Below are 4,635 nucleotides of genomic sequence, written 5' to 3'. Positions count from 1 at the left end.
GTCCCGCAGACGAGGTCACCCACGTCGTGCGCCACAGCGCCGCCCACATCTTGGCCCAGGCCATCAAGCGCCTGTACCCCGAGGCCGACTTTGCCTACGGCCCCGCCACCGAGAAGGGCTTCTACTACGACGTCGACCTTGGCGACAAGAAGATCGGCGAGGACGACCTGCCCGCCATCGAGGCCGAGATGAAGAAGATCTGCAAGGAGAACCTCAAGTTCTCCGTCTTCGAGCTTCCGCGTGCCGAGGCCATCAAGCTCATGGAGGAGCGCGGCGAGAAGTACAAGGTCGAGCACATCGGCGACCTTCCCGAGGACGCCCGCATCACCTTCTACCAGCAGGGCGACTACATCGACATGTGCGTGGGCCCGCACGTCTGCTACACCAAGGCGGTCAAGGCCTTCAAGCTCACGGCCGTCTCGGGCGCCTACTGGAAGGACGACAAGAACAACAAGATGCTCACGCGCATCAACGGCGTCGCCTTTGCCACCAAGGAGGAGCTCGACGAGCACCTGCGCCTGCTCGAGGAGGCCAAGAAGCGCGACCACCGCAAGATCGGCCGCGAGATGGATCTGTTCATGATGCGCGACGAGGCCCCCGGCTTCCCGTTCTTCCTGCCCAATGGCATGGTCCTCAAGAACGCCCTGCTCGACTACTGGCGCGAGATTCACCACAAGGCCGGCTACGTCGAGATCTCCACGCCGATGATCATGAACAAGCAGCTGTGGAAGACCTCCGGCCACTGGGACCACTACAAGGACAACATGTACTCCACCGTCATCGATGACGAGGAGTATTGCATCAAGCCCATGAACTGCCCGGGCGGCGTGCTCGTCTACGCCTCCAAGCCGCACTCCTACCGCGAGCTGCCCATCCGCGCCGGCGAGATCGGCCTCGTGCACCGTCACGAGCTGCGCGGCGCCCTGCACGGCCTGTTCCGCGTCCGCTGCTTCAACCAGGACGACGCCCACCTGTTCGTGCGCCCCGACCAGCTCACCGACGAGATCGTGGGCGTCGTGAACCTCATCGACTCCGTGTACCAGAAGTTCGGCTTCAAGTACCACGTCGAGCTCTCCACGCGCCCCGAGGACTCCATGGGCTCTGACGAGGACTGGGAGCGCGCGGAGGAGGGCCTCTAGACCGCCCTCAACGAGCTTGGTATGGACTACGAGGTCAACGAGGGCGACGGCGCCTTCTATGGCCCCAAGATCGACTTCCACCTCGAGGACTCGCTCGGCCGCACTTGGCAGTGCGGCACGGTCCAGCTCGACTTCCAGATGCCGCTCAACTTCGACCTCGAGTACACCGACGCCGACGGCTCCAAGAAGCGCCCCATCATGCTTCACCGCGTCTGCTTCGGCTCCATCGAGCGCTTCATCGGCATCCTCATCGAGCACTACGCCGGCAAGTTCCCGACGTGGCTCGCCCCCGTCCAGGTCAAGGTCCTTCCCGTGTCCGAGAAGAGCCGCGCCTACGCCGACGAGGTTGCCGCCAAGCTCGAGGAGGCCGGCATCCGCGCCGTCTGCGACGACCGTGACGAGAAGATTGGCTACAAGATCCGCGAGGCCCGCTCCATCGACCGCGTGCCCTACATGCTCATCCTGGGCGAGAAGGAGGTCGAGGCCGGCAACATCTCCGTGCGCGACCGCTCCAACGAGACGGTCCAGAAGAGCCTCGACGAGTTCATCTCCGAGGTCTCCGCGGAGATCGCCGAGCGTCGCAGTTAGTCTCGCGTCGTGACTGCCAACGAGAACATCTTTTGGGGGCCTCTCTCGCCGTGCGGCGGGGGAGGCCCCTGCCTGTCCGATCTTCTCGAGATGCAGGTGGGCATGGACGCCTCCGCATGGCGACGCGTCTCGGACAAAGCGCTGGTCGTGGCGAGCTACCTCGCGTGCCATCCGGCCGTTGAGGCCGTGCGCTATCCGGGACTCACGGGCGATGCCAGCTACCACGAGGCCTCGTGCACGCTGCGCGGTGGCTTTGGTCCCCTCGTGGACGTGCTGCTCGCGAGTGGCGCGTGGATGCGCTATGACGCGCGCCGCGCGGCCGGCGACGCCCGCGACGAGGTCTTGCGCCTCGAGCGCGTCCTTGCACGGTGACAAACGGTCCCTTCCCTAACTGTCATAGTTCGTCAGTTAGGGAAGGGACCGTTTTGCAGTCTTTGAATTGCCGGCCGGCTCAACAGCGTCAAATAATCCAGCGGTTTGTGGCCGATTTGAGCATTGCGGGTGCTTTGGAATTTGGTTCAGGAAGTAAACCGGGAATTAAAAATGTCTTTAGTGGCGCTGACCGGAATATAAATGCCGCTCGGCGGGTGTCCTCGTGCGAGCCAACCTCTTTTTCGGTAGATAGGAGTTGTGGTTAATTAAAGGACTCGAAATTAGATTGTGAGGTCATTATGAAACGAAGTGCTTTCTCGCCCAAAAGGTCGTGTGCCATTTAGCGAAGGAGCCTAGTGCCATGAGAAGGACAGGGACCGTAGCTATTCTGCTTGTCCTTGCGGTGCTATCGGCAGTCATATGGTTGCGGCTGCCCTCTTCGACGGGGCCGGTCTGGGGCTATGCGCTTGTGGAGGCGTATTGCCTTGTCAGTGGCACCCCAAGCACCATCATGGGAATCGATGGTGTGACCTTAGCCGCGATCATCCTGTCTCGCCCGCTTATGTGGCTGTTCATCGGCTATGCGGTTGCCGTGGCCGTTGGTTGCGACCGTCGCGCTATTCTCGTCTCGCTCTTCGTTCTGACTGGCCTGTCCATTGTCTGCGTCGTCGCACGCCAGGCTGCCGGTCCCTTCCTCTTGGGGTTCACCGATGTCTCCTTGACGGGTGGGCCCGCACTCACCTTACTTGGAGGAATCGTCTTCGCCCTACCAGGGCTCACCTGCATTGTTGCCCACTTCATCTTCGAACGGTGACAAAACGACCCCGTCCCCAGCTGTCACGGTGACACTTGGGGACGGGGTCAAACTGTCACCGCCGTCTGCCGCTCGCGGATGGGCAGATGCTCTCCACAGGGGCGGACGGTCGAAAATGACCCGCGAGTGGTATCCCTCCATACCGCTCGGCAGGTTTATGGCCAGCGACTGGTTTTAACCTGTGGCTTACGCCTGTATGCAATTTCGCTTTTTGCCGCGTGGCGCCTATACAGCGCTAAATTGCCGCCATGATTCACGTCGTATGCAATACATAACAAACATTATGCATTCCATACCTGCGTTGCCCATAAAACGCTGGTCAACCAGGCATCCCAACTCCCCCCATAAATGACCACAAGCCGCTATTCAACCGCAGGTAGATGGCCACCGCTCGCCCCTTTGCGCACCCATTGACCCCATTCGTTAGGTATCATGGGAGCTGTTCGGAGCCTTTTGCTTTTATGCATGTCCAAAGGCCACTGGTCAACTTCTCCCAACGGGGGAGCTGACCATCCGTCAGACGGGGAGGCACCCCCTCCCACGAAGCAATCTGGAGGTAGCTATGGCAAAGGCGGAGAAGGCCATCGATAGTCTCGATGCCCTCACCTCTCGCATCGCACAGATGCGCAAGGCCCAGGCGGAGTTCGCCACGTTCTCCCAGGAGCAGGTTGACAAGATCTTCCACGCGGCGGCCATCGCGGCCAACAAGGCCCGCATCCCGCTTGCCAAGATGGCGGTCGAGGAGACCGGCATGGGCATCGTGGAGGACAAGGTCATCAAGAACCACTACGCCGCCGAGTACATCTACAACAAGTACAAGGACATGAAGACCTGCGGCGTCATCGAAGACGACCCCTCGTTTGGCTACAAGCGCATCGCCGAGCCCATCGGCATCGTCGCCGCGGTCATCCCCACGACCAACCCCACCTCCACGGCCATCTTCAAGACCCTCATCTGCCTGAAGACCCGCAACGCCATCATCATCAGCCCGCACCCCCGTGCCAAGGCCTGCACCATCGAGGCCGCCCGCATCGTGCGCGACGCCGCGGTGGCCGCTGGCGCCCCCGAGGGCATCATCGACTGGATTGCCCAGCCGTCGCTCGAGCTCACCAACGAGCTCATGCGCTCGGCCGACATCATCCTGGCCACCGGCGGCCCGGGCATGGTCCAGGCCGCCTACTCCTCGGGCAAGCCCGCCCTGGGCGTTGGTCCCGGCAACACGCCCGCGATCATCGACTCCACCGCAGACGTCAAGCTCGCGGTCAACTCGATCATCCACTCCAAGACCTTCGACAACGGCATGATCTGCGCCTCCGAGCAGTCCGTGACCGTCCTCGCCGACATCTACGACGAGGTCAAGGCCGAGTTCAAGGCTCGCGGCTGCTACTTCCTCAAGGGCGCCGAGCTCGACAAGGTCCGCAAGACCGTCATCATCAACGGCTCGGTCAACGCCAAGATCGTGGGTCAGAGCGCCCACACCATCGCCCAGATGGCCGGCGTCGAGGTGCCCGAGAAGACCAAGATCCTCATCGGCGAGGTCACGAGCGTCGAGCCGTCCGAGGAGATGGCCCACGAGAAGCTGAGCCCGGTCCTGGGCATCTACAAGGCCCAGACCTTCGACGAGGCCATCGCCAAGGCCGAGCGTCTCGTCGCCGACGGCGGCTACGGCCACACCTCGTCTCTCTTCATCTCCACCACCGAGAAGGAGAAGATGGCCAAGCA

General features: G+C 62.0%; 3 protein-coding genes and 1 pseudogene. All 4 read left to right on the top strand.

Translation table 11 applies throughout. From position 1 onward, the window contains the following. Positions 1–1,727: pseudogene (gene thrS, locus AC1VTH_RS06840) on the top strand (threonine--tRNA ligase); the annotation flags it as partial. Positions 1,728–1,736: 9 nt separating this feature from the next. Then, on the top strand, positions 1,737–2,099 hold the full coding sequence (locus AC1VTH_RS06835; protein WP_481335412.1) for a hypothetical protein: 363 nt from the start codon (positions 1,737–1,739) through the stop codon (positions 2,097–2,099). Between the two features lie 511 nt (positions 2,100–2,610). Next, complete coding sequence (locus AC1VTH_RS06830; RefSeq protein ID WP_481335411.1) at positions 2,611–2,913, top strand: hypothetical protein; 303 nt, start codon at positions 2,611–2,613, stop codon at positions 2,911–2,913. A gap of 562 nt (positions 2,914–3,475) precedes the next feature. After that, the coding region (locus AC1VTH_RS06825) for an aldehyde dehydrogenase family protein (protein WP_481335410.1) at positions 3,476–4,635 on the top strand (1,160 nt) is incomplete at its 3' end.

The organism is Parolsenella sp. (assembly GCF_982402205.1).
This window is presented reverse-complemented; position numbering and strand designations above follow the sequence as displayed.